The organism is Bradyrhizobium canariense (assembly GCF_018130465.1).
GTDB classification, from domain to species: Bacteria; Pseudomonadota; Alphaproteobacteria; order Rhizobiales; family Xanthobacteraceae; genus Bradyrhizobium; species Bradyrhizobium canariense_C.
In genome coordinates this window covers 141,708-164,991 of the sequence record NZ_JAFCKJ010000012.1, presented here as the reverse complement: position 1 = coordinate 164,991, position 23,284 = coordinate 141,708, and the positions used below count along the sequence as shown (strand labels likewise).

Sequence of the window (23,284 nt, the reverse complement as noted above, 5' to 3'; positions counted from 1 at the left end):
TCTCTGGACATTTAAGGGGGTCGAAATGAACAAAAAGCATCTTTTGTGGTGGATATTTGACTTCTTGCAACGCGAGCATCCGGCGGCTCTGCAGGACATGCAGGCTAGATTAGCCGGTGACTTGGGTGATGATTGGGTCACAGCAGCCTTGGCTGAACGCCTTGCGGCATTCGAGGACGCCCGTCCGGCTGGCTATAAATTCACAGCTGAGTACAAAGGTGATGGGGCCCCCACGAAATTCAAGGACTTGGTAATTTACGATTCGGACCGACGCCTAGCGGAGACTGAAGCAGCGCAGCAGCTCCGGGGAGCTACAAAGTTGGATATGATTATCTTGTCGAAGGACGATCTCAAGCAGTTTAACCTTGAGCCGGGTCAAATGAGAACAACTGATGGCATAGTTGCGATCGATAAGCACAAGACAAGAGGTTGATCGCGTTAGCCGCTGTGGGTGCGTGCCCTCTTGGAGCAAGCGATGATCTCCAAGGTGGGTGACATCTGGGCCCGATGACGGAACTTGCGCGCTCGCGCCGAAGTCGCAACACCCTTAGCGCTGAACGTCGGCCGCCGCCTGCCTCGGCTCCAGCCTGTAGACCACGACGTTGGACGAGCTTCCGGCAGGCGGCTATGAGTTTCAATCTCTAGGCCCAGTTGTCTCATCCACAGAGTTAGCACCAGCAATAGGCAAAGATTTCAGAGATTTGAAACAAAATCCCCAGGTGAGCTTTGGGCGCCAAAATAATTGTCTCACCCCTTTGCCATCCCCCCCAAATCAGATGTACAGATTCTAAATGGCCCGCCTTTCACTAGACGACTTTATTGATGCGTTCGCTGCGAAGCTCGTAAGCGAAGGACAGAACGTGCTAAGGCTGAATGAACCTCGAGTACGCGATGGTCTTTTCCGCGTTTATCGTTCATTGGACGACATGGTGCGGTCAGCCGGTAAAGAGGATGCGGAGTGGAGGCGATCTCTCCTCAACATAAAGAGCGTTTTCCAACCGAGCCCCATCGGCTCGTTTGACAGGTTTGAAGCTCTTATGCGTACGAAGCAGGTGTATCTTACCGATCACCCAAATCCGTACTATCAGGACATAATGATCCGGATTCCCGATGCTGCAGCAAAATCCATCGTGGATCGGCTGGACAAGCCACTTTCCGAGGTCGTAACGAAATCGGTTCAGAGCTATTTGGCCGCCTGACTTTTTTCAGTCATAATCCCCGCCATGACCGTTCATGGCGTGCGAGATAGCCTAGATCAATTACCCAAATTTTGGTCGACCCTGCATAGCTCGGTCGATCGCTTTGGATTTGATACTGAATACGTTGAAAAGTTTAGGCCTCGCTCGTCTGGCCTCCGCTCCAAGTACATCAAGGACGGCCTCTGGGGGATGATGGAGTTCGCAGGGGATGAACTTGCGCTTATCGACTCTCCCTTGCTTCAACGACTGCGCAGAATAAAGCAGCTTGGCCTCACATATCTGACGTACCCGAGTGCTGAGCACAGCCGCTTCGTCCACACGTTGGGTGTTGCGCACGTCGTTAAACGGCTCATAGCCTCGATCGCGGAGGTATCCCGTCGTGAGAACGATCTCAAGAGCGGTGGCCAAGTATACCCTTACTACGACCCGACAAAGGATAGCGAAAGACTAGTCATCAGGAGCTTGCTTCACGCAGCTCTCCTTCATGATTGCGGTCATCTAGCCTATTCCCATGCGGGCGAGGCTGCGTTCCGAACTGACTTCGATGTGGCTAAGATTGGAGGCTGCAGTGTCGAGGATTTTCTCGACTTGTTTCGAGAGCAGGACTTTGCATCTGATCTGTCAGAATGTTTGTCGATCGCGATCGTTCTTTCGCCTCGGTTCCGCTCCTTCTACGTTAAGATAGTAGGCGAACAGGACGTCGATGCGCGCATCGGCGAGATTTGTTCATTCATCGGGGGTGTTCCACACGACCCGCGCTTTCCCGGTTTGGCGAATATCATTTCGGGTGCTGCAGTGGACGCGGACAAGATCGATTACATCAATCGCGATGCGCGAGAATGTGGGATTCCGGTGGGTGTGGATGTCTCGCGCGTGTTTCTTAATTCCACGCTGATCAATATCAACGCGGAGCAGGCTCACTCGCTGAGCCAATCGCGAATCGACAGAACCGGAGTGCAACGCTTTGTTCCGGGTTACCATTTCGTGGTCAATTCGACCGGCATGGACACATACGATGAACTAGCGAATGCTAAGTCAATTCTATATCAGCGCGTCTATTTGCATCAGCTGACCAGGAATGCTGAACAGATTCTAGTCGCGGCAATTCGAACCGCAGCCCGGTCTAAACCTTCTCTCGAAACCAACGATCCGGCCGATTTGTTCACATGGTTTCCTTTAGGCGATGATGAGCTTCTCGGCGAACTCCTAAGAAATGTCGAAACGAGGCAGTTTGCGCTCCGGCTCATGAGCCGTGATCTTCCTAAACGTGCCTTTGCAGTGTTCAGAGACGCTTGCGAACCTTATGTTCGCCTCAACGATGTTTTTGATGCTTCGGATTGGTCAAGGTCCGGTGATGGCAGTCGGCTTTCAGAATTGGATCATCAATATTCCCGACAAGGTGTTTGGCGTCTATTTGGACAGATTGTGCCAGTTGATCCAGTAGAGCAACCTCGGCGAATTAGCGAGCTGACAGAAGCGATACGGGAAGCGGCAAGGTCTGCCAGGAATATTCTCGATGGGAAGGATCCTGATCACGACCCCTTCATTGGCATAGCACCGAGAGTTTTCATTAAGCCAATTAATGAGGTGCTCGTTCGTGAGAAAAACTCGATCGGCTACAGCGCACAATGGACCAAGTCTGAAGAGTTGACGGCAGCCGATAACGTTGCTCGCGGAATAGATCACTTCTACGCGGATCGAGAATGGCTCGACGCGGTAGCCATTGCTTGTATCAAGGTTCTTTATGATTTTCGTGCAAAAGGCAATGAAGCCGAAATTCACGACACTGGTGACGGCAATTATGAGGAGGCCACTTTTAAGATAATACCGCGGATGAAATTGCGGATAGATGACATCTGTAGTCGGATCGGAGTAGATCGTCAGAACCTTATCCGCCAACTCAACAAGGTGGCGTCGACAGGTTATTTCGAAGCTGCAATACGCTGTGTACCGCTCGAAGCCACCCTAGAGACGCAAGCCTGCGACGTTGCAGAACGGTATTCCAAATTTTCAGGTGAGCGAAGTTGGCGAGTAACTGAGGAGTCGGCGGCGGCGTTTGTTCGTCAATTCCCCGTAGGTTTGAGAAGAGAGGTGTTCGATCTCTTGCTAAATGGAGAAATGCTAGGGCGCGGCAACGTGCGAGAAGCCGTGGACAAGCTTTGTTTAGCTTTCGAAGAAAACCACAAAAAGAAGCCGATCATTTGTCGCTTTTCCCCGAACAGCGGCAATCTTGTGGGTATGCTTCTAGAACAGGAACGTCGTGCGGAATATGGAGCTCGCGGATGGAAGTTTGCCCGATCATTGGCGGAGCTTGAGGGGCATCTAGCCGAAGGCGCAAATAGTGCAGTCTTTGTCGACGATCAGTTTGCGACTGGCGGACAGGCGGAGGCTCAGCTTTTTCATTGGTCTGGACTTCCGAGGGAGGACTGGCCCCCGGAAATCCGAGACGAGCAAAATATCGATCTTACTCCGTTGCCCAGCGAAGTGAGGAAGCTCTTTCAAAATGGACCCGTTGAGCTTCAGTTCGTCTACGGAACGATGGCTGGCAAGAAGAGAATAGAGAGTGCAGCAGCTCATCTTGGTTTTCGAGGCTTAACTGCCAAATTCGCAAACGAGCTGAATCCTGCATCGATGCAGATGACCAAAGAATTGCGCGGTCTGTTAGAGAACATTGGGCAAGAACTATTAAGAGGAATTAGATTTCCGGACGGGAGCCCCCCGTCCGCTGACGAAGTTGCAAGACTGCGAGCCGACGCTTTGGGCTACAATGGTGTAGCTTCCGTGATGGTGACTCCGTTCAACGTTCCTTCCCACACGATAACCGCTTTCTGGTGTCCTGGTGTTGTGGGGGGGGAAGCCTGGATACCTCTATTTCTTAGGCGAGGCTATCGAAAGCACCTTGTTTACAGCTAAACCGCGCGGCTCCTAACCAATTATTGGAAGGGCTCGACCTGTGTTCTTCGACTTAGAGCCGGCTCGATGATCGCCAAAGCAACACAGGGCCTTTTTCGAGAGGCATCTTTCGCGCTACAGTCGCGGAGTGAGAGGGATCAGGAGTTGGCCGATGATCGGCAAATTCCCCAAGCCACTGGACTAATAGCGCAAGCAGCCGGACGTTGTCCTGCTCTCACCCTTCGTTCGGCCGGCTATTTGTGTTTTCGGAGCAGGAGGATGGCTTGCCTCTGGCTTTCGATCCAAAGCTGCGGCAATGCGACTGGCGATGGCTTCAGAAGCATGCCGCAGAGGATCGTTATCGAGATGCGCATAGCGCGCGGTTGTCGCAGAGTGAGCATGGCCGAGGAGCTTCCCGATGATTGGCAGACCGAGGCCGAACCCGGCGCCAAAGCTCGCGTAAGTGTGACGCAGATCGTGCAGGCGAACGCCTATCAGTTCCGCACGCCTGGTGACCGCAATCCAGGGCCGCTTGAGGTCGTGGCGAGGTTTCTCCGGATTATCACCAGGCACCACGTAAGGCCCGACATGCTCTAGCTCATTTAGAATCGCGAGGGATGGCGCATTGAGGATAACAGTCTTCCGGCCACTCTTGCTGTCCGGTAGGAATAGACACCCGCGCTCGAAATCGACGTGCTCCCAGCGCAGATGTAGAATTTCTCGCAAGCGGCAGCCGGTCAACAGCAACAAGCGCAGCGCCGCGGCCGCAGATGGCGCAATCCGGGTGAAGCGTTTTGCCTTAGCGACGTGCTTCGCAAAGGCCTTTGTTTCATCCACCGTCCATGGAATGCCGGCCGTCTCGGCCTCGCGGATCGCGGCGCCCAGCCGTTCCAGTTCTTCGCCGGTCAGAAAGCGCTCGCGGCTGTCTTCCTTGAACTTGTCAATGGCTCGTCCCGGGTTTGTCCCCTCTGGCACGATGCCGACGCTGCCCGCGAATGTGTACATGCTGCCGACCACTGCCAGCACGCGGTTCGCCTGGAACGGGGTGTCCGACAGCGAAGAATGGAGCCTGCGGACCTGCAGCCGGGTAAGCTTGTCAGCCTTCGTGGTGCCGAGCGCCGGCTTCACAATGCGGTCCAAAATGTCTCGGTAGAACTCAGCCGTGCCTGTTTTGCGCTTAGCTCGCACGTGCTCGGCCATAAAGCGATCGGCCAATTCGGTCACCGTCGGCGTGCCGCGTTCGGTCGCCTTCTGGTCAGCTGGATCAAGGCCGTGAGCCACCGCCCCCAGGATGGCCTTAGCACGCGCTCTGGCGCGCTCTGGAGTAATTTTGCTAGCCGCTGCAATAGTGAAGCGCCGGACCGGTGCGCCGCGCCCTGCGCCGGCCCTGTATACGACCACGTAGGACTTTGCGCCGGTTGGTCGGACGCGCACTCCGAAGCCTGTCAGGGCGCTATCCCAAACCGTGAATTCGCCAAAGCTCGCCTGGAGTCTATCCACTGTCCGTTTAGTAATGCGTTGGTTTGGCATGGCTCGTTCACCGCATTCGGGGCAACACCGGGGCAACACCGTTTTGGGATTGCCGGATATGTCGGTACAAGCCTAACTCGATAAATGCCTGCAAAAAGCTCGGATTTATCGCTCAAGGAAAGTCTAGGAATGCCAAGGAATTAAAGGTAATCAGACTACGAATCTGAGGGTCGGACGTTCGAATCGTTCCGGGCGCGCCATTTCGATAGTAAGTTCGTCCCATGCGTACTATCGATCGTCTGCTCCCCTGCCTCGCTCTGTTCCTTGCAATCGCAGCCGTCCCGGTGCCTCCCGCGCGCGCGGCCGAAACCTGCCCGTTCATCAGCGCCAAGGAGCTCGCGAGCGCGATGCCGGCGCTGAAATGGTCGTTGATTTCAAACCAGGACGGCCGCGGCTGCATCTACCAGGGCGGGCGCGGCGACACGATGATGTTGACCGTGTTCCGCAATCCCGACAAGGACCGCGCCAGGGAATTGTACGCGACCTTCGTCAAGACGCTTGGCGAGCGCATGCCGCTCAACCCGGTCGCGGGGATCGGCGATGAAGGCCAGGGCGGAACGAGCGCTGCCGGCGCAGAGCGCCAGGAGGCCTCGGTCGTCGCCTTGTCCGGCGATACCATTCTGCAGATCAGCGTCTATCCGATCGGCCGGCGCGCCGACGACGCGCTGCTCGGACCGATCACTGACGCCGCGCGCGTTGCTATTGCCAACGTGAGCAAGAGCAGCGAGCGGTTCGGCAATTGCGAGTGGCTCACGGCCGCCGATGCCGACGGCTTTCTCGACAAGAGCACGCTGACGGTCCAGCGGACCGGCGCCGGCAGCTGCATGATGTTCGATCGCGAGGCCAACACCATGACCGTCGCGGTGATCGCGACCTCGCGCGACACCGCCATCGGCATGATGAAACGCGCAGGTCCCTGCAAGCACGTGGCGATACAAGAGCTCGGCAGCGAAGCGTTCGGCGAGCATTCCTGCACCAAGGGCAACGGCAACGCCGTCAACATCTATGTCTGGAAGAACGGCAGGCAGGCCTCGATCCTGTTCGCGCCGGTCAAGCCGCATCCTGAGTCCGGCTCGGTCGAGCGCCTGAAGGCGGTCGCCGGGCGCGTCTATGGAAAATTGTAACGGCGCCTCGACGTCGACACCGATCGGCTTCACCGGCTCGCCAGCACCTCCTTGCACTTGGCCGCGAAGGCGTTGAGATACGCGCCGAGCTCGCTTGCCAGCGCAGCCGACCGATCGACATTTTGCAGGCTCATGTTCAGCGCGTAGACCGGAAGCCCCTCCAGCACGATGGGAGTTGCGACGGCAAGAACGGCAGGTTGCCACGACACCGCGCAGTAGCCGTCGCGTTCGACGGAGCTGATCGATGTCCGGACGTCCGCAAGCAGCGCCTTGGTGGCCGCGGCGCTGCGCCGTTTGAACAGTTTTAGCAATTGCTCGCGCCGGGTTTCCGCAATGCCGGCCAGATAGGCGCGACCGAGCGACGTCAATTCCATCGGCACCTGCTGCCCGGCGACCACGTTGCGCAGCGCCGCGCGGGGGCTGTAGCGGATCGATTCGAGATAGACCATCATGGTTCGATCCGCGGTCGCGAGCCCCACGTTGAGCCGGCGCTTCGCCGATTCCGCCCGCATCATCGCTCCGATCTCGTTGAGCACGGGCGATCCTGTCCGCATCGCGTGACCGATACTGATGACGGACGCGGCCAGGCGGTACGCCCTCTCGGCGCGGACTTCGTCGAGCATCCCGGAATTGACCAGCGTTCGTGTCAGCCGGCTGACCGTCGATCGCGGCAATCCGGTTCGCTCCGCAATCTCGCCGTTGCCAAGCGTGTCGACGCCGGGCCGGAAAGCCCTGAGGATTTCGATGCCCCTTTCGAGCGACCGGTTGCCGTCAACCCCGCCCGCATATCTGCGCGCCTGCGCCACAACCAGCCTCCTTCATTTCCACTAAGTGGAATTAGGGGGATGTTACGCAGGGTGCAAGCCGCTATAGGCACCGGGAGGAAGAATGCCCGGCCGCGCACGGCTCGACGAGGAAACGGCACGGCCTGAAATCGGCATTCCGGAGCCCGCGCGGATCCCAGCGATATCCGCAATGCGTCGCGGTGATCGATCCGACTCCAACCACGGAGTTTGCCATGCCCTATCAGCTCATCGAATTTTCCGTCGAAGCCGGTGTCGCGACGATCGCATTCAACCGGCCGGAACGGCGCAACGCCATGAGCGACGAGATGCGCGCCGAGTTCGTCGGTGCGCTCGAAACCGTCGCCCGCGACAAGGCGATCAAGGCCCTGGTGCTGACCGGGCGCGGCAACGCGTTCTGTGCCGGCGGTGATATCAGCGGAATGAAGCGCCGGCTCGAAGCGCCGCAGGGCGAAGTCGCATTCAACGGATGGAGCCGTCAGCAGGGCGTGCACCACGTGCAGTCGTTCCTGCTCGGCCTGCCGAAACCGACCATTGCCGCCGTCAACGGCGCCGCGGCGGGCCTCGGTGCGGACACCGCGTTGGCCTGCGACTTCGTCATGGGAACGGAACGATCGAAATTCACCTGGTCCTACATCAAGCGAGGCCTGATCCCCGACGGCGGCGGTCTGTACTTCCTGCCTCGCCGGGTCGGGCTTCCGAAGGCAAAAGAACTGATCTTCACCGGGCGCGTCGTCGAGGCCGACGAAGCGCTCTCGCTCGGCATCGTCGATCGCAAGGTGGCCTCGACCGAGCTGCTGCCGGCCGCGCAGGCCTGGGCCGCCGAACTGGCGCAGGGGTCTCCCACCGCGCTGGCGCTGGGCAAGAAGATCCTGAACGAGACCTTCGAGCATTCCGCGCATGACATTTTCAGTCTCGGCAGCCAGGCGCAGGCCATCTGCTACACCAGCGCGGAGCATCGGGACGCCGTGACGGCGTTCCTCGCGCAATCCTCGTCGAAGGATTGAGCAATGGATGCCATCGAACGCCTGATCCGACCGCGCAGCGTCGCCATCATCGGCGCATCGGCGGACCCGAGCAAGACGTCGGGGCGACCGGTCTCCTATCTCCAGAAGCACGGCTTTGCGGGTGAGATCTATCCCGTCAATCCGAAGGTCGCGGAAATCGGCAGTCTGCGCTGCTATGCCGACGTCGCTTCGCTGCCTGATGTGCCTGATGTCGGCATTGTCCTGCTCGGCGCGGAGCGCGCGCACATCGCGGTGCGCGAATTGTCGAAGCGGGGCGCTGCCGCGGCGATCGTTCTGGCCAGCGGCTATACCGAAACCGGGACGGAAGGCGCCGAGCGCCAGAAGCAGCTCATCGAAGCCGCCGGATCCATGCGCCTGCTCGGGCCGAACACGATCGGCCTCGTCAATCTCACCGACAATATCGTGCTGTCGGCATCCGGCGCGCTGGCGATGGATCACTTCCCGCTAGGTGCGATCGGGCTGGTCTCGCAAAGCGGGGGGATTCTCGGCGCCTTGTTGTCGCGCGCCGCGGCGCGCGGGGTAGGGCTGTCCAAGCTGGTGTCGACCAGCAACGAAGCCGATCTCGAGCTCGCCGATTTCATCGACTTTCTTGCCGACGACAGCGCGACAACGGTCATTGCGCTTTACATCGAGGCGATCCGCAATCCGGCTCGCTTTCGCCAGGCGGTCCTCAAGGCGCGACGCGCCGGCAAACCCGTCGTCGCCTTCAAGATCGGGCGATCGGAGGCGGGTGCAAAGGCGGCCGTCTCGCACACCGGGGCGCTTGCGGGCTCCGACCGCATGTACGACGCCTTGTTCAGGCAGCTCGGCGTGATCCGCGCCAAGACGTTTGATGATTTGCTCGACATTCCCGCGGCCCTTGCGGCGGGACGGAAACTTTCTGGCAGGCGTGTGGCGATCCTCACCTCGACTGGCGGCGCCGGCACGATCGTTTCCGACAGTCTCGGCGTCGCCGGCTTTGCGACACCCGCTCCCGACACCGAGACCGCCGCGCAATTGCGCGGCCTCCAGTCGGGATCGCATGCCGCGCTCGATCGCAATCCGATCGACGTGACACTGGCCGGTCTGCAGCCGGACCTGCTTCGCGCCGCAATCCGCATCCTGCTCGCAAGTCCTTCTTACGACGCGCTCACCATCATTGTCGGTTCGTCAGCCGTGGGATCGCCGACTCTGATGGCCGATGCCATCCACGACTGCCTTCCGATGAGCGACAAGCCCGTCCTTGCCTATGTGAGTCCCTACGCGCCCGACGTGGTCTCCGTCCTCACCCGGCGAGGCGTCCCGGCCTATACGTCCGCCGAAAGCTGTGCTGCTGCGCTCGACGGGCTCTTGCAGGCCGGAATGCCGGAACAGGTCCAGACATCCGGCTCGATCGAGATGACGGCCGATATCAGCGACTTCCCGGCGGGATCGCTCGATGAGGCACAGGCCAAGGCCCTGTTCGCCCGCTTCGGCGTTCCGATCGTGGCGGAGAAGGTGGTCGCAACATCAGGCGAAGCGGAGCGGGCGGCGCGCGACCTCGGTGGCCGGGTCGTGCTGAAGATTCTCTCGCGCGAGATCGCGCACAAGAGCGACGTCGGCGGCGTCGCGGTCAACCTGACCACTGATGCGATTGGCGGCCGCCTGAAGGCGATGGCTGACGAGGTCGAGGCCAGGACCGGGACGCGAACCGGACGGTTCCTGGTTCAGGAGATGATCTCGGGCGGCGTGGAGATCATTCTCGGGATGCATCGCGATCCCCTGGGAACCGCGATCCTTCTCGGAATGGGCGGCGTCGCCGCCGAACTGTTCAAGGACACGACGATGCGTCTGCTTCCACCGGACGGCGGCCTCGGTCTGTCCGAGGCTAGAGCGATGGCGCGCGATCTCGTCACGTGGCCGTTGCTGGACGGTTTTCGGGGCCGGCCGAAATGCGATGTCGAAGCGCTTGCAGGAACGATCGTCGCCTTCTCGCGCATGGTTGCGCAGCTCGGCGATCGCCTCGCCGAGGCTGAAATCAATCCGGTTTTCGTGCTGCCGGCGGGCCAGGGCGTGAAGGCGGCAGACGGATTGGTTGTTCTCAATGTCTGAACAAAATCGGATGGAGCTCCAGATGGCCATTGGCGAAATCATCAATCACGACGGCACGCGCGGGAAGTGTTTCGCCATGCGGCGCTGGCTGAACCTCGGCATCCTCGCCTGCGCCGCCTTGCCGGTGGTCGCGGGGCTGGGAGCTGCGCCGGCGCGCGCCGAATATCCCGACAGGATCATCAAGATCGTGGTGCCCTTCGCGGCCGGCGGCGGCACCGACATCATCGCGCGAACGACAGCGCAGGAAATCCAGACTGACCTCGGTAAATCCGTCATCATCGAGAACAAGCCGGGCGCCGGGACCATCATCGGAACGCAGACAGTCGCCACCAGCGAGCCCGACGGCTATTCGCTGCTGATGGCGACCTTCGCGCACGCGGTCAACCCGAGCCTGTACAACAAGCTGCCGTTCGATCCGCACAAGGATTTCGCGGCGGTCTCGCTGATCGCGCGGTCCTTCAATATCGTCGTCGTCAACCCCGCTTCCAAGATCAACTCGATCTCCGATCTGATCACTGAAGCCAGGGCCAATCCGGGCAAGCTCAATTTCGGTACGTTCGGCACCGGTACCTCGGCTCATCTCGCGGGCGAGCTGTTCAATGCGATGGCGAAGGTCAAGATGACGGCGGTGCCCTACAAGGGCGCGGCGCCTGCGATCAGCGATCTCCTGGGTGGGCAGATCGACGTGATGTTCACCACCGTGGCGAGTGCGGCCTCGCTGGTGGCCGCGGGTCAGCTCCGGGCGCTGGCTGTCACATCGGCCGAGCGTTCGACAGCGTTTCCGCAATTGCCGACCGTCGCCGAGGCGGGGGTGCCCGGCTATGCTGCCGAGTCGTGGTACGGCTTGTACGCTCCGGCCAAGACACCCGCTCTCGTGATCGCACGCCTGAATCAGGCCGTCGCAAAGGCCGTTCAGTCCGGTGGTTTCAAGCAGCTCGAGGCCAACGAAGGCCTCATCATGGTGGGGGGCTCCCCGGAACAGCTCGATCGCTATGTCGGGCAGGAGGAGGACCGCTGGCGCAAGCTGGTCAAGGACGCGAATATCGAGGTGCAATAAGGAGTCGGTTGACAAGCGTCATCGGCCGCAGCACGTCATTCATCATCAAGCATTCATGCGCTCTTCGGCCGAAACGCGACGATGGATCCGGTCGGCTCTCCCTCGCCCATCGCCGCCTCGATAGCCTTCGCAAGCGCGGTCTGGTCGAACGGCTTTGCCAGGCGCGGCAGGCTGGATCGCGTGTCGCTCGGGAGGTCCGCATATCCCGTGCTGAGCAGGATGACCGTCTCCGGGCGCTCCGCAGCGATGGCGCTGGCAAGCTGGAGGCCGGTCATGCCAGGCATGGCATAGTCGGTCACGACCAGGTCGACGGTCCGCGTGCGGCGGAGCAAAGCCAGTGCCTCATCGCCCGAGCGTGCCTCGACCACGATGTGCCCAAGATCCTCCAGCATCGCTGCCGTGTTCTCGAGCACCAGCAGGTCGTCGTCGACGACGAGCACGGAAAGCTGCCGGCTGGCCCGGGCCACGGGGGCCGGAGCCGCCGTGCGCTGGTCTGGCACCGCGGTCTCCTCGGCGATCGGCAGCCAGATGTCGGCCGTCGTGCCCTCTCCGGGACGGCTCTTCAAGACGAGCCTGCCGCCGGACTGCTCGGCAAGTCCGTGGACCATCGACAGGCCGAGCCCGGTGCCTTTGCCGACGCCCTTGGTCGTGAAGAACGGCTCCTGGGCGTGCTTGAGGATCTCGTCACTCATGCCGCAGCCGGTGTCGCTCACCGACAGCGCAACATAGCCGCTGGTCGAAAGGCCGCCTTCGCCCTGCTCCTCGCGCGCGGCGATGGTGATCAGGCCGCCGTCCGGCATCGCATCACGCGCGTTGACCGCCAGGTTGAGGATTGCAAGTTCGAGCTGGTTCGCATCGACCTTCACCTTCGGCAGATGCATCGGGAACCGCGTCTCGACATCAATTCGGGCCTCGAATTTCAGCAATGACGCCATGCCGCGCACCAGCTCGCGGACATCCACGACCGCCGGCCTGAGATCCTGCTTGCGCGCGAAAGCGAGCATGCGCTGGGTCAGGGAGGCGCCGCGCACCGCGCCTTGCATCGCGTTCTCCACCAGGCGCTGGATCTTCGGATCGTCCGTCGGCAGGCGCTTCTTCAGAAGCTCGAGGCTGCCGAGCACGGCCGCGAGCAGGTTGTTGAAGTCGTGGGCGACGCCACCGGTGAGCTGGCCGATGGTCTCCATCTTCTGCGACATCATCAGTGCTTCGCGCGCGCGATCCAGCGCTTCCTGCGCCCGCCTCCGTTCGCTGACGTCGCGCACGATGTTCGCAAAGCCGGCGATTGCGCCGCTTTCGTTCCGGACCGCGACGATCGTTGCCTCCGCCCAGAAGCGGCTGCCGTCCTTGCGCACCCGCCAGCCTTCGATGGCCGACTTCCCCTCCCGCTCGGCTTCAATGAGCGCGCGCGCGGGCGTCCCGGCCGCGCGATCTTCCTCGGTGTGAAAAATGGTGTAGCTCGTCCCGACGATATCGTCGCCATAGCCCATCAGTCCGCGCGCGCCGAGATTCCAGTTGCCCACGCGCCCGTCCGGATCGAGCATGAAGATGGCGTGGTCGACGATACCTTCGACAAGGAGGCGAAAGCGTTCTTCGCTGCGCCTCAGTGCGTCGGCCTCGCGTTGGGCGCGCTCCGCCGATGCCCTGTCATAGACGGCGGCCGCGATCCCGATGCTCAGGATCACGATGGTGATGCCGGCGAGCAGGAACGCGAGCGGCGCCTGACCGACGCCGAGATGTTCGGCCTGTCGGGCCATGGGGCCTGTCGGCAGGAACATGGCGCCCTCCATCGCCGCGTAGTGCATGCCGGAGACCGCAAGGCCCATCACCAATCCCGCGAACAGCCGCTGGACCGCGTTGGTGTTGCGAAAGGCGAGCCAGAGCGCCACGATCGAGGCGCTGATCGCGATCAGGATCGAGAGCACAACCCATCGGGGATCGTAGGCGATGAAGGCCGCCATTCGCATCGCGGCCATGCCGGTATAGTGCATGCCGGAGATACCAAGTCCCATCGCGAAGCCGGATGCGAGGAGCGCCCGTGGGCGTCGTCCGACAACGGCAAAGGCGGCAGCGGCGACGCCAATCGGAACGACAAGCGAGAGGAGAGTCAGGAATGGATCGTACGAGATCTCGATTCCAGGCAGGCTGAAGGCCAGCATGCCGACGAAATGCATGGACCAGATGCCGCCGCCCATGGCGACCGCAGCGGCTACCAGCCAGGATCGCCGGGCCCTTCCCGAAGCAGCTCGCATTCGGGTCGCCAGGTCCAATGCCGTATAGGAGGCGAGTGCCGCGATCAGAATCGACAACGCGACCAGAACGGGATCGTGAAAAGCCGCATGATGATGCATGTCGGCTGACGCTAGCCGAACTTATGTTCGCGTTCGCGTTCCCGCAAATTGTCCTCCCCCGACGACGCCGAATCGCCCTCGGCACCAAGATCGTTCCCGCCGGACAGGACCGCGCCGATGACGGCCGCGGCACCCGTACCTCGTCAGACGAGAATCAGTTGAGAATAATACCGGTACCAGCCTGCACCGCAAAGATGGCAGCAACTCGGCCGGTTCCCGCACAAGGTGCATGGCGAGCGGCCGCCTGTCATACGCGTGGCGCGCCATGAATGGTAAGATTCAGGGACGCTCGGCCGGCGGTGTGAGGCGCAGCACGCAAGGTCACCTGTAATCTGCTTCACACGCAAACGCGCGCAATGACGCTAGATGAAACAGGCCGCGCTTCCGCGCCGCCTGTTCGGAGCTGGCGATGATGGCTGCACTGGCAAAGGCGATATCCCGCGCGACGAGAATCAACGTTGATGTCGAAACTCTGAAAATCCTCGTGATCTTCTCGGGCGCGGGCTTGCTGCTCTCTCTCGTGGCCGCAATGATCTACGGACAGGCTACCAACGCCGCTCTATTTTGAGAGCGCGCTTCGCCAAGTCGGCCGTTCGCTTCACCGCCACCCAAGCGCCGGCGCCACGTGCGTCAAAATCGCCTCGATCGAATGCGCGCAGTAGTCCACGCCGAGCTGGTTCGGGATGGTCAGCAGCAACGTGTCAGCCTCGGTGATCGCCTCGTCCTGCCGCAACTGCTCGATCAGCGCATCCGGCTCGGCGGCATAGCTGCGTCCGAAGATCGCCCGCGTGCGAGGGTCGATGAAGCCGATCTGGTCCTCACCGCCGCGTTCGCCGCCGAAATAGGCGCGGTCGCGATCGTCGAGCAGCGCGAAGATGCTGCGGCTGACGGACACGCGCGGCTCGCGGGTGTGGCCGGCCTCTTTCCACGCGGCGCGATAGGCGCGGATTTGTGCGGCCTGCTGCACATGGAAGGCCTCGCCGGTCTCGTCGTTCTTGAGCGTCGAGCTCTGCAGATTCATGCCGTGCCTGGCGGCCCAGACCGCCGTCGCGTTCGAGCCGGCACCCCACCAGATCCGTTCGCGCAGGCCTTCCGCATGGGGCTCGAGCCGCAGCAGACCCGGCGGGTTTGGGAACATCGGCTGCGGGTTGGGTTTTGCAAAACCTTCGCCGCGCAAGATGTCGAGGAAGACTTCGGCATGACGCCGGCCCATGTCGGCGTCGCTCTCGCCGTCGGCCGGTTGGTAGCCGAAATAGCGCCAGCCATCGATCACCTGCTCGGGCGAACCGCGGCTGATGCCGAGCTGGAGACGCCCGCCGGCGATGAGATCGGCGGAGCCCGCATCCTCCGCCATGTAGAGCGGGTTTTCATAGCGCATGTCGATCACGGCCGTGCCGATCTCGATCTTGCTGGTCCTGGCGCCGACGGCGGCGAGCAGCGGAAAGGGCGAGGCAAGCTGCCGTGCAAAGTGATGCACGCGGAAATAGGCGCCGTCGGCGCCGAGCTGTTCTGCCGCAACCGCAAGCTCGATCGATTGCAGCAGCGTATCCGCGGCCGAGCGGGTCTGCGACTGCGGCGAGGGCGTCCAGTGCCCGAAGGAGAGGAATCCGATTTTTTTCATGGAGGCAACATATGGATGATGGGAAGAGTTTGCGACACCTCGTCCGGGGGAAAATGGCCGCCTGGGAAGGCAACCTTCTTGGAATCGGTCAGCCGGTTCGATCCTGACGGGGGGCCGGATCGCTCATGTTGTCGGCGGCGTCGCCGCCAATTGCCGTGACGCATACCAGGCTGATTGCGGTGCGACGCAGGCCAGAATTGACTTCGTATCATGAGCCCCTTGAATGGCTTCGCCTTGCGGGAGATCGGATGGAACTTCCCCAAGCGGCGGACAAGCAACCCCACCATCAAAGCCCATTGCAAGGGTGAGGCCGCCTCAGTTGGACGAGACCAGAATAGATTTGAACCATTCTCCTCCCCGTCCGGTTGAACATGCGGAGGCGACACCAATGATGCCGGATCAACTCGTACGCCAAGAGCAAATTGCCCGCCGTCTGGAACAGTCCAGGCGCTTGTTGCGGGGCGCAAGCGACGCGACGACTGCAAAGCGCATCGGTGCTCTGATTGATGACCTGGAGCGCAAACAAACGGAAGAAAAAGAGAGGTAGGCCGCCTCAGCCGGCGGCCTCATTCATATCAGCCGAAACCTACAATGCCGCCTGCTGGCCCATCGATTCCATTGAAGCGGTGCAGCTTCAGGCCGGTTCATTGGGGCAGGCCGGAAGTTTGCAGCCGAGCGCTAGGCCAACGCTTTTGACCCGAAGCAGACATTCGTTCGCTTGAACTGTCCATCCTCAAGATGCTTACTTCTCGGGCCAGTAGTACCGGGACATAACTGGCACTTGATCAGCGCGCCCAAATGATAAAACGGAGCGGGGCATCTAAATGAACTCTTTGACGAAGAAGAAAACTTCCCATTTGTTTTTCGCCTCAACAATCCTTGCAACGATGGCGAGCGTCAGCTTGGCTAACGCCGACGCATGTGACGACGCCCTTGCTATGCATCGGAAGATTGTGTCCGCGCAGACCATTGAGTATGAGAAGGAGGCCGTAGCAAAGAACAAGCTAAACGCGGTGGAGCGGGCGAAGGCCGACTGCGAAATGGTAAAGAATGAGGCAGAGCGTCGAAAGATATGGGTCGCTCTTGTCAAGGAAGACGAGCGCGTTTGCAGCAACAAAAGGCTGAAGAAAGCCCTCAATTGCGACTCCGCGTGTGCGAAAAGTAGCCTGGATAATGCCATTACGGCGACTAAGACAGCATGTGATCAATACGAAAAAGAAAAAAGTGAAGAGGAAGCGAGGGCTGCAAGAAAGTGAGCTACTTCGCTGACTGACAGTGACGCAAGGAAGTGTCGACACTCACCAATTGCGTTGCTGTTTGCAGCGGTACGTGGGTCGCCTATTGGCCCATTGCTGACTCGCAAAGGCGAACTGCCAGGCCCGGCTCGTAGGCAGAACGGACACCGCCGACTTCGCGAGCTGTCGGGTTTATGACTACGCTCCCTGGCGCATCCGGCGTCGCATTGACGCCGGCCGTGTTGACGAAGCCGTGACGCCTCAGGCGTAAGCGACCCAGCCACGGAAAGTGAAGCCGGTATAGAACAGCGTCGGGTCGGAGAAGCCGGCCTGCCGCAAAATCGCTTCATCCTGCGCGGGCGCGAGAATTTCCAGATGGTTGGTGACGGCGTTCCGCGCGGCCGCCGCCTGGTCCGGCTCGACGCCGGACGCGGCCAGGAACGCGGAGTACCGCGAGAGCCATAGCGGGCGTTCCTCTTCGCCATCGGGCGCGCTCAAATGCGCGACCACGAACGGCGCGCGCGGCTTGAGCCGGCGGCGGATCTCCGAGGCGACGCGGCGTCGCTCCTCGACATCGACGAAGTGCAGGGTCAACAGGCAGGTGGCGCCGTCGAACGGGCCTTCCGGAGCATCGTCGATGTAGCCTTGATGAAGACGCGCGCGTGGCGCGAACGATCCCAGGGTTTGCCTCGCAAGCCCCAGCATGGCCGCGGACGGGTCGACGCCATCGAAGCTCCAGCCTCGATGCGCTTGCGCAAAAGCCTTCAGCTCCAGGCCGCCGCCGGCCCCGAGGACGAGGACCTTGGCATCGTCACGCGCGCGCTCGGCCAGAAGGATCGCCGCCATGGACAGCATGGCATCGTAGCCGGGGACGAACCGTGGCGGTCCTTCCGTGTATCTCGCCACCGCTTGCGGATCGGAAAACATGTTCTGAACGTCGGCCATGATATGTCCTTGCTGAATGGGCCAATCACGCGCCATGCGCGCTCATGCCCTGAAGCTTTCGCGAGCCGAGGCGCTTGCGCAGATCGTCGCCCAGCATCGCCAGCGTCACCTCGCCAAAGCGCGACAGCAGCAGCGCCTGCGCATCGCCAAAGGCCTGATCGAGAGCGGCATTGACGGCCTGCTCGACGAGGCAGCCCGGCGCCTCGGTCCGGTTGCCCATGGCCAGAAGCGCGGGACTGCCGAGCGCGGTGTAGACGTCGCGCAGCGTCACCTTCGTGAGGTCGCAAGCCAGCGTCCAGCCGCCGCCGTGGCCTTTCTCGGAGCGGACGTAACCGAGGTCCCGAAGGCCGGCCATGATCCGTCGGATCACCACCGGGTTCGTATCCATGGCCTTTGCAAGGGTCTCGGACGTGAACGAACCCGGCTGCTGTGCCATGTGCAGCAGAACGTGAAGCACGCCGGATAATCGACTGTCCTGTTTCATGTAACTTCATATGTTACATAACCGCATTCAGGTCAACCGATTTCGGCGCGTGCCTTCCGATCCCACGTTTCGACCGGAAGCGAACTGCGCGCCGGCAGGTCCGTGCAGAATCCCGTCGCAAAGCTCAGGCGGCTGACGACGATGCGAACCGGAACGTTCTACGGATGGCGCGTTGTCGCCGCAGCCGGCTTTTATGTTGCCGCGGCGCTGGTGCAGGGATTGGCGATCTGCGCATTTTGGGCGGGGCGCCCGTCGCGTCGGCGCCGAGCCTATGCGGCCTGATCCACCACGCAACGATCAATGCACCCGATCATGCCATCTTGCGCCTGTTTTGCCCGACGAAGCAACGGCTTCGAAAAGCACCTGGCGTAAGTCATTGATCCCGCTCATGCCGGCTACTGTGCATGGGGTTGTTTTCGAGATTTTTGTTTTGGGGGCACGACAGTGCGAGGCTGAACCGGACCTGATCCGGCCCGCTACTTCATCACCCGCAGATTCTTGGTCGTGAACCGCTGCGTCTTGCCGTCCGGACGAACCGGTCGCCGCGTGCCGGCGGCCTTGCCGGTGCCGGGCGGCTGGTGAGCTGGGACCAGCTGGTCGGGGCGCGAACCGATCAGATCGGCGCGGCCCATCTCTTTCAGCGCTTCACGCAGCACCGGCCAATTGTCGGGGTCGTGATAGCGCAGGAAGGCCTTGTGCAGGCGGCGCTGGCGCAGGCCCTTGATGGCCTCGACCTTGTCGCTGCCGCCGCGGCGTACGCCGCGCAGCGGGTTGACGCCGGTGTGATACATCGCCGTTGCGGTCGCCATCGGCGAGGGCAGGAAGGTCTGCACCTGGTCGGCGCGGTAGCGGTTCTTCTTGAGCCAGAGCGCGAGGTTCATCATGTCCTCGTCGGTCGTGCCCGGATGTGCCGCGATGAAATACGGGATCAGGTAATATTTCTTGCCGGCCTGTTCGGCCGCGGCATCGAACATCCGCTTGAACTGGTTGTAGGCGCCGATGCCGGGCTTCATCATCTTGTCGAGCGGGCCGCGCTCGGTATGCTCGGGCGCGATCTTGAGATAGCCGCCGACGTGATGGGTGACGAGCTCCTTGATGTATTCGGGGCTTTCGACCGCGAGGTCGTAGCGCACGCCGGAGGCGACCATCACCTTCTTGATCCCCTTGGTCTCGCGCACCTTGCGATAAAGCCGGATCAGGTCGTCATGCGAAGTGTTGAGGTTCGGGCAGATCTCGGGGAAAACGCAGGACGGCCGCCGGCACGCTGCCTCGACCTTCGGGTCCTTGCAGGCCATCCGGTACATGTTGGCGGTGGGACCGCCGATGTCCGAGATCACGCCGGTGAAGCCGGGCGTCTTGTCGCGGATCTTCTCGATCTCGCGCAGGATCGAGCCCTCGGAGCGGTTCTGGATGATGCGGCCCTCGTGCTCGGTGATCGAGCAGAAGGTGCAGCCGCCAAAGCAGCCGCGCATGATCGTCACCGAGAACTTGATCATGTCCCAGGCGGGGATTTTTGCCTCGCCATAGGACGGGTGTGGGGCGCGCGCATAAGGAAGATCGTAGACCGCGTCCATCTCGTCGCTGGTCAGCGGAATCGGCGGCGGGTTGAGCCAGAGATCGCGGTCGCCGTGACGCTGCACCAGCGGCCGCGCATTGCCGGGATTGCTCTCCCGGTGCAGCACGCGTGACGCGCGCGCATAGGCTTCCTTGTCCTGCTCGACCTGCTCCAGCGCCGGCAGCCGGATCACGGTCGGGCCTTTCGTCCGCGAGGCGCCCTCGTCGGCGGAATCGAGATCGTCGGCGTGCAGCTCGGAATAATCCTCGGGCACGCGGCGGAACAGCGCGACGCCCCTGATGTCGTCGAGCTCGCGCGGCGCCTCGCCGGCGGCAAGACGGTTGGCCACTTCGACGACGGCGCGCTCGGCATTGCCGTAGAGCAGCAGGTCGGCCTTGGCGTCGGCCAGCACCGAGCGGCGCACCTTGTCCGACCAATAGTCGTAATGCGCGATCCGGCGCAGCGACGCCTCGATGCCGCCGAGCACGACCGGGACGCCCTTGAACGCCTCGCGGCAACGCTGCGCGTAAACGACGGTGCAGCGGTCCGGCCGCTTGCCGCCTTCGCCGCCCGCGGTATAGGCATCGTCATGGCGCAGCCGGCGGTCCGCGGTGTAGCGGTTCACCATCGAATCCATGTTGCCGCCGGTGACGCCGAAGAACACCTTTGGCTTGCCCAACGCCTTGAACGGCTCGGCCGAATGCCAGTCCGGCTGCGAGATGATGCCGACGCGAAAACCCTGCGCCTCCAGCAGGCGGCCGATGATGGCCATGCCGAAACTGGGATGGTCGACATAGGCATCGCCCGTCACCAGCACGATGTCGCAGGCATCCCAGCCGAGCGCATCCATCTCGGCGCGGCTCATCGGGAGGAACGGCGCCGGCTTGTGCGGGCGTGCCTGCGCCATCAGGGGCTTTTCGGCGGTGATGATCTGGGTGTCCATGGCGCATACGCATAGGACTCCGGGACGGCGAATACAACCGGCCGATGGGCCGTCTTCGCCGATTGCGGTTCCCGCGTGGCGCGCAATTCGGCAACGCCAGTCGCATCGGGGCAGCGGCGCCGGACTGTGACGCCGTCCACATACCCGCCGGCACCGCCGCGTCATCCTCTCCCCGGTTTCAAGGGAGAGATCCATGTTCTTTCTGATCGATGCGCTGCTGATCCTGGCGATGTTGTTTTTCCTGTTTCTGCCGATCACCGATCGCAGGACGGTGCGGATGAGGCTCTGCATGGTCTGTGCGCTGCTGGCGGTGTTCTCGGTCTCCGTCCCCCGCACGCCGGTCGTGCCGGTATTGCTCGCGAGCATCGCCTCGCCGCCTGGAACAGTGCGGGTGCCGCATATGCACATGAGCGATCCATCTTCCGGGTTCTCACCACGGCCGACATCGGATATCCGATTGCTCCATGGGCAAGGAAGCGGGCAAGGAAACGGGCAAGGAAACTTCTAACGGCGGTGATGAAGCCGGCGCGGCGCCGTCCACTGAGGCCTGGCTCGGCGCAATTGCGCTGATCGGCTTCATTCTGGTGGCGACCGCGCAGGCCTCCAATCAGATTCTGGCGCGAGGGCTCGCGGGCTCCGTCCCGCCCTTCGCGCTCGCCTTCTTCCGCTGGAGCATCGTCGCCATCGGGCTCGCGCCGATCGCGCTCACCGAGATCCGCGCCGGCCGTGTGCCGCTGGCCAAAAACATCTGGCCGATTCTCGCCGCCGGCTTCATGGGCATGTTCCTCTGCGGCGGTCCGGTCTACGCCGCGGGCGTCTCGACGACGGCGATCCATATCGCGTTGATCATGGCGCTGTCGCCGATCACGGTGCTGATGATTTCCGCCGCGCTCGGCATCGAGCATGTCGGCCCGCTGCAATGGCTCGGCACGGCGCTCGCGCTGACAGGCGCGTTGCTCATCATTTCCGGCGGCCATCCGGAGACCTTGTTCGCGCTGGAGACCGCATCGGGCGACGGACTGGTCGTGATCGCGATGCTCGGCTGGTCCGGCTACACGCTATTGCAATCGCGCGCCGCGCCAAGGGCGTCGTTGCTTGCGCGCATGAGCCTGTTCTCAGCCGCAGGTGCATTGTTCTCGTTGCCGCTCGCGGCCCGCGAGATGTGGACCATGCCGGTGCAGGTTTTCAGCACGAAAGCGCTGTCGGCCTATGTCTTCGCCGGGATCGTTCCCGGTCTGCTGGCCTATGCCGGCTTTGCCTGGCTCGGCGGCAAGTTCGGTTCGGTCCGGACTTCGCTCGTGCTTTATCTCGGACCGATCGCGAGCGCTCTGCTGTCGTTCGCAATTCTCGGTGAGCCGCCGAAGCTGATCCATCTGTTCGGCGGTGTGCTGATCCTCGGCGGGGTCTGGGCGAGCCTGCGCAAATAGTTACATCCGCTGGCGTTGCGGTTCACACCAAGGAACCAACCACCGCCGTGAACATTCTGACCTAGGCACCGGCGCGGGCCCGCTCGCGCGCGCCTCGACCATCCCGGCGCCTGTGCCCGCAACCGGATTTTGCCTTGATGCTCGCTTCGAGGCGATGGGGGGGCTTGTGAGTACGGTCATAGAGAGCTTGCTGGCACGGAAGCAGAAGCTCGTGGAGGAACTCGAGAAGGCGCAAGCCGCCGCGGACCGCGACAGGATCGAGCATCAGCTCGAGCAGATCAACACCGCGCTGGATTTCCTGGACAGGCCGGGATCGAAGGGCGGGCGGTAGCGCTCAATCCACCTTCAGCGCGTCGACTTTCAAGGCTTTGGCATAGACCACGCCCGAATTGGTGACGTGCGTGGTCATCAGCGTCGCGAAGGCGGCGAAATCGCCGCGGGCGAACAGGTCGAGCAGCTTGCGGTGCTCGTCGAAGGACGTGCGGGTGCGCACGTCGATCGGCGAAGTCAGGTTGGTGCGGAGTGCTGCGACCCGGCTGGATGCGAGCTGATAGGATTCGGCGAGATAGCGGTTGCCGCAATGGGTGAATAGCGCCTCGTGAAAGGCGGCGTCGGCGCGGCCATAGGCGATGTTGTCCCTGGCTGCAATCGCCGGCTCCATCGCCGCGATCGCCTCGCTCATTGTCGTGATCGCACCGTCGCGATCATGGCGGAAGGCGAGCTCGGCGGCCTTGGGTTCGAGCGCGATCCTGAAAGTGCAGAGCGCGGTGATGTCTTCCGCGCTTGGTGTAAAGACAAAACTGCCGACCTGCGGCCGGATCACGACGAGGCCCTGCGCCTGCAACTGGCCCATCGCCTCGCGCACCGGCGTGCGGCTGACTCCGAAGGAGTTTGCCACCATTTCCTCGGAGATGGCGGCGCCGAGCGCGAACTCGCCGTCGATGATGGCCTGGCGAAGCCGCTGCATCACCCGCTGCGACAGCGATTTCGGCGCATCGAGTTTCAGCGATCGCATCGGCTCTC

At 62.0% G+C, this 23,284-nt stretch carries 21 protein-coding genes; 13 read left to right on the top strand and 8 right to left on the bottom strand.

Annotated elements, in window-relative coordinates; genetic code table 11:
- Positions 1-25 precede the first annotated feature (25 nt).
- The 3 genes from JQ591_RS27220 (at position 26) to JQ591_RS27210 (ending at position 4,112) form a co-directional block, all read left to right on the top strand.
- The gene (locus JQ591_RS27220; protein ID WP_211399087.1) at positions 26-433 is read left to right on the top strand and encodes a hypothetical protein; all 408 of its coding nucleotides are present in this window, start codon (positions 26-28) and stop codon (positions 431-433) included.
- A gap of 358 nt (positions 434-791) precedes the next feature.
- Positions 792-1,199 carry a hypothetical protein gene (locus tag JQ591_RS27215; RefSeq protein ID WP_211399086.1) on the top strand — a complete coding sequence of 136 codons (408 nt, stop codon included), beginning with the start codon at positions 792-794 and terminating at the stop codon, positions 1,197-1,199.
- Between the two features lie 24 nt (positions 1,200-1,223).
- The gene (locus JQ591_RS27210; protein WP_211399085.1) at positions 1,224-4,112 is read left to right on the top strand and encodes a phosphoribosyltransferase-like protein; all 2,889 of its coding nucleotides are present in this window, start codon (positions 1,224-1,226) and stop codon (positions 4,110-4,112) included.
- Positions 4,113-4,292: 180 nt separating this feature from the next.
- Here JQ591_RS27210 and JQ591_RS27205 read toward each other — a convergent pair whose 3' ends face one another.
- Positions 4,293-5,621, bottom strand: a complete 1,329-nt coding sequence (locus tag JQ591_RS27205; RefSeq protein ID WP_211399084.1) for a site-specific integrase — start codon at positions 5,619-5,621, stop codon at positions 4,293-4,295.
- Between the two features lie 221 nt (positions 5,622-5,842).
- On the opposite strand from JQ591_RS27205, the gene JQ591_RS27200 reads away from it, so the two are divergent.
- Complete coding sequence (locus tag JQ591_RS27200; protein ID WP_211399083.1) at positions 5,843-6,745, top strand: hypothetical protein; 903 nt, start codon at positions 5,843-5,845, stop codon at positions 6,743-6,745.
- A gap of 29 nt (positions 6,746-6,774) precedes the next feature.
- Here the strand turns inward: JQ591_RS27200 and JQ591_RS27195 are convergent, their stop codons facing one another.
- Positions 6,775-7,551, bottom strand: a complete 777-nt coding sequence (locus tag JQ591_RS27195) for an IclR family transcriptional regulator (RefSeq protein ID WP_211399082.1) — start codon at positions 7,549-7,551, stop codon at positions 6,775-6,777.
- A 212-nt stretch (positions 7,552-7,763) separates the two neighbouring features.
- Between JQ591_RS27195 and JQ591_RS27190 the strand changes: the two genes are divergently transcribed.
- Genes JQ591_RS27190 through JQ591_RS27180 form a run of 3 tightly spaced genes read left to right on the top strand, consistent with a single transcriptional unit; the run spans position 7,764 to position 11,703 of the window.
- Complete coding sequence (locus JQ591_RS27190) at positions 7,764-8,555, top strand: enoyl-CoA hydratase/isomerase family protein (RefSeq protein WP_211399081.1); 792 nt, start codon at positions 7,764-7,766, stop codon at positions 8,553-8,555.
- A gap of 3 nt (positions 8,556-8,558) precedes the next feature.
- Entirely contained in the window at positions 8,559-10,646 is a 2,088-nt protein-coding gene (locus JQ591_RS27185; RefSeq protein ID WP_211399080.1) for an acetate--CoA ligase family protein, read from the top strand.
- Positions 10,647-10,668: 22 nt separating this feature from the next.
- Positions 10,669-11,703, top strand: a complete 1,035-nt coding sequence (locus tag JQ591_RS27180; protein ID WP_211399079.1) for a tripartite tricarboxylate transporter substrate binding protein — start codon at positions 10,669-10,671, stop codon at positions 11,701-11,703.
- A 53-nt stretch (positions 11,704-11,756) separates the two neighbouring features.
- On the opposite strand, the gene JQ591_RS27175 is transcribed toward JQ591_RS27180, so the two are convergent.
- Positions 11,757-14,051 carry an MHYT domain-containing protein gene (locus JQ591_RS27175; protein WP_211399078.1) on the bottom strand — a complete coding sequence of 765 codons (2,295 nt, stop codon included), beginning with the start codon at positions 14,049-14,051 and terminating at the stop codon, positions 11,757-11,759.
- Between the two features lie 409 nt (positions 14,052-14,460).
- Here JQ591_RS27175 and JQ591_RS27170 point away from each other — a divergent pair, with 409 nt between their 5' ends.
- A complete protein-coding gene (locus tag JQ591_RS27170; RefSeq protein WP_211399077.1) occupies positions 14,461-14,619 on the top strand; it encodes a hypothetical protein in 159 nt (52 codons plus the stop codon).
- A 30-nt stretch (positions 14,620-14,649) separates the two neighbouring features.
- Here JQ591_RS27170 and JQ591_RS27165 read toward each other — a convergent pair whose 3' ends face one another.
- Positions 14,650-15,672: an LLM class flavin-dependent oxidoreductase gene (locus tag JQ591_RS27165; protein ID WP_211399076.1), complete on the bottom strand. Its 1,023-nt coding sequence runs from the start codon at positions 15,670-15,672 to the stop codon at positions 14,650-14,652.
- Positions 15,673-16,060: 388 nt separating this feature from the next.
- On the opposite strand from JQ591_RS27165, the gene JQ591_RS27160 reads away from it, so the two are divergent.
- Both JQ591_RS27160 and JQ591_RS27155 read left to right on the top strand, forming a co-directional pair.
- Positions 16,061-16,219, top strand: a complete 159-nt coding sequence (locus JQ591_RS27160) for a hypothetical protein (protein WP_211399075.1) — start codon at positions 16,061-16,063, stop codon at positions 16,217-16,219.
- 277 nt (positions 16,220-16,496) lie between these two features.
- Positions 16,497-16,928, top strand: a complete 432-nt coding sequence (locus JQ591_RS27155; RefSeq protein WP_211399074.1) for a hypothetical protein — start codon at positions 16,497-16,499, stop codon at positions 16,926-16,928.
- 240 nt (positions 16,929-17,168) lie between these two features.
- On the opposite strand, the gene JQ591_RS27150 is transcribed toward JQ591_RS27155, so the two are convergent.
- From JQ591_RS27150 to JQ591_RS27140, 3 genes are all read right to left on the bottom strand, one after another.
- Positions 17,169-17,852: a class I SAM-dependent methyltransferase gene (locus JQ591_RS27150; protein WP_211399073.1), complete on the bottom strand. Its 684-nt coding sequence runs from the start codon at positions 17,850-17,852 to the stop codon at positions 17,169-17,171.
- Positions 17,853-17,877: 25 nt separating this feature from the next.
- Positions 17,878-18,336 carry an Rrf2 family transcriptional regulator gene (locus JQ591_RS27145; protein ID WP_211399072.1) on the bottom strand — a complete coding sequence of 153 codons (459 nt, stop codon included), beginning with the start codon at positions 18,334-18,336 and terminating at the stop codon, positions 17,878-17,880.
- 476 nt (positions 18,337-18,812) lie between these two features.
- On the bottom strand, positions 18,813-20,834 hold the full coding sequence (locus JQ591_RS27140) for a YgiQ family radical SAM protein (RefSeq protein WP_211399071.1): 2,022 nt from the start codon (positions 20,832-20,834) through the stop codon (positions 18,813-18,815).
- Between the two features lie 193 nt (positions 20,835-21,027).
- Between JQ591_RS27140 and JQ591_RS27135 the strand changes: the two genes are divergently transcribed.
- From JQ591_RS27135 to JQ591_RS27125, 3 genes are all read left to right on the top strand, one after another.
- Positions 21,028-21,342, top strand: a complete 315-nt coding sequence (locus tag JQ591_RS27135) for a hypothetical protein (protein WP_211399070.1) — start codon at positions 21,028-21,030, stop codon at positions 21,340-21,342.
- Positions 21,299-22,261: a DMT family transporter gene (locus JQ591_RS27130; RefSeq protein ID WP_211399069.1), complete on the top strand. Its 963-nt coding sequence runs from the start codon at positions 21,299-21,301 to the stop codon at positions 22,259-22,261. Before JQ591_RS27135 ends, JQ591_RS27130 begins: the two co-directional genes overlap by 44 nt.
- A 166-nt stretch (positions 22,262-22,427) precedes the next feature.
- A complete protein-coding gene (locus tag JQ591_RS27125) occupies positions 22,428-22,592 on the top strand; it encodes a hypothetical protein (protein ID WP_211399068.1) in 165 nt (54 codons plus the stop codon).
- Positions 22,593-22,595: 3 nt separating this feature from the next.
- On the opposite strand, the gene JQ591_RS27120 is transcribed toward JQ591_RS27125, so the two are convergent.
- Positions 22,596-23,276, bottom strand: a complete 681-nt coding sequence (locus JQ591_RS27120; RefSeq protein WP_211399067.1) for a GntR family transcriptional regulator — start codon at positions 23,274-23,276, stop codon at positions 22,596-22,598.
- Positions 23,277-23,284: the final 8 nt, after the last annotated feature.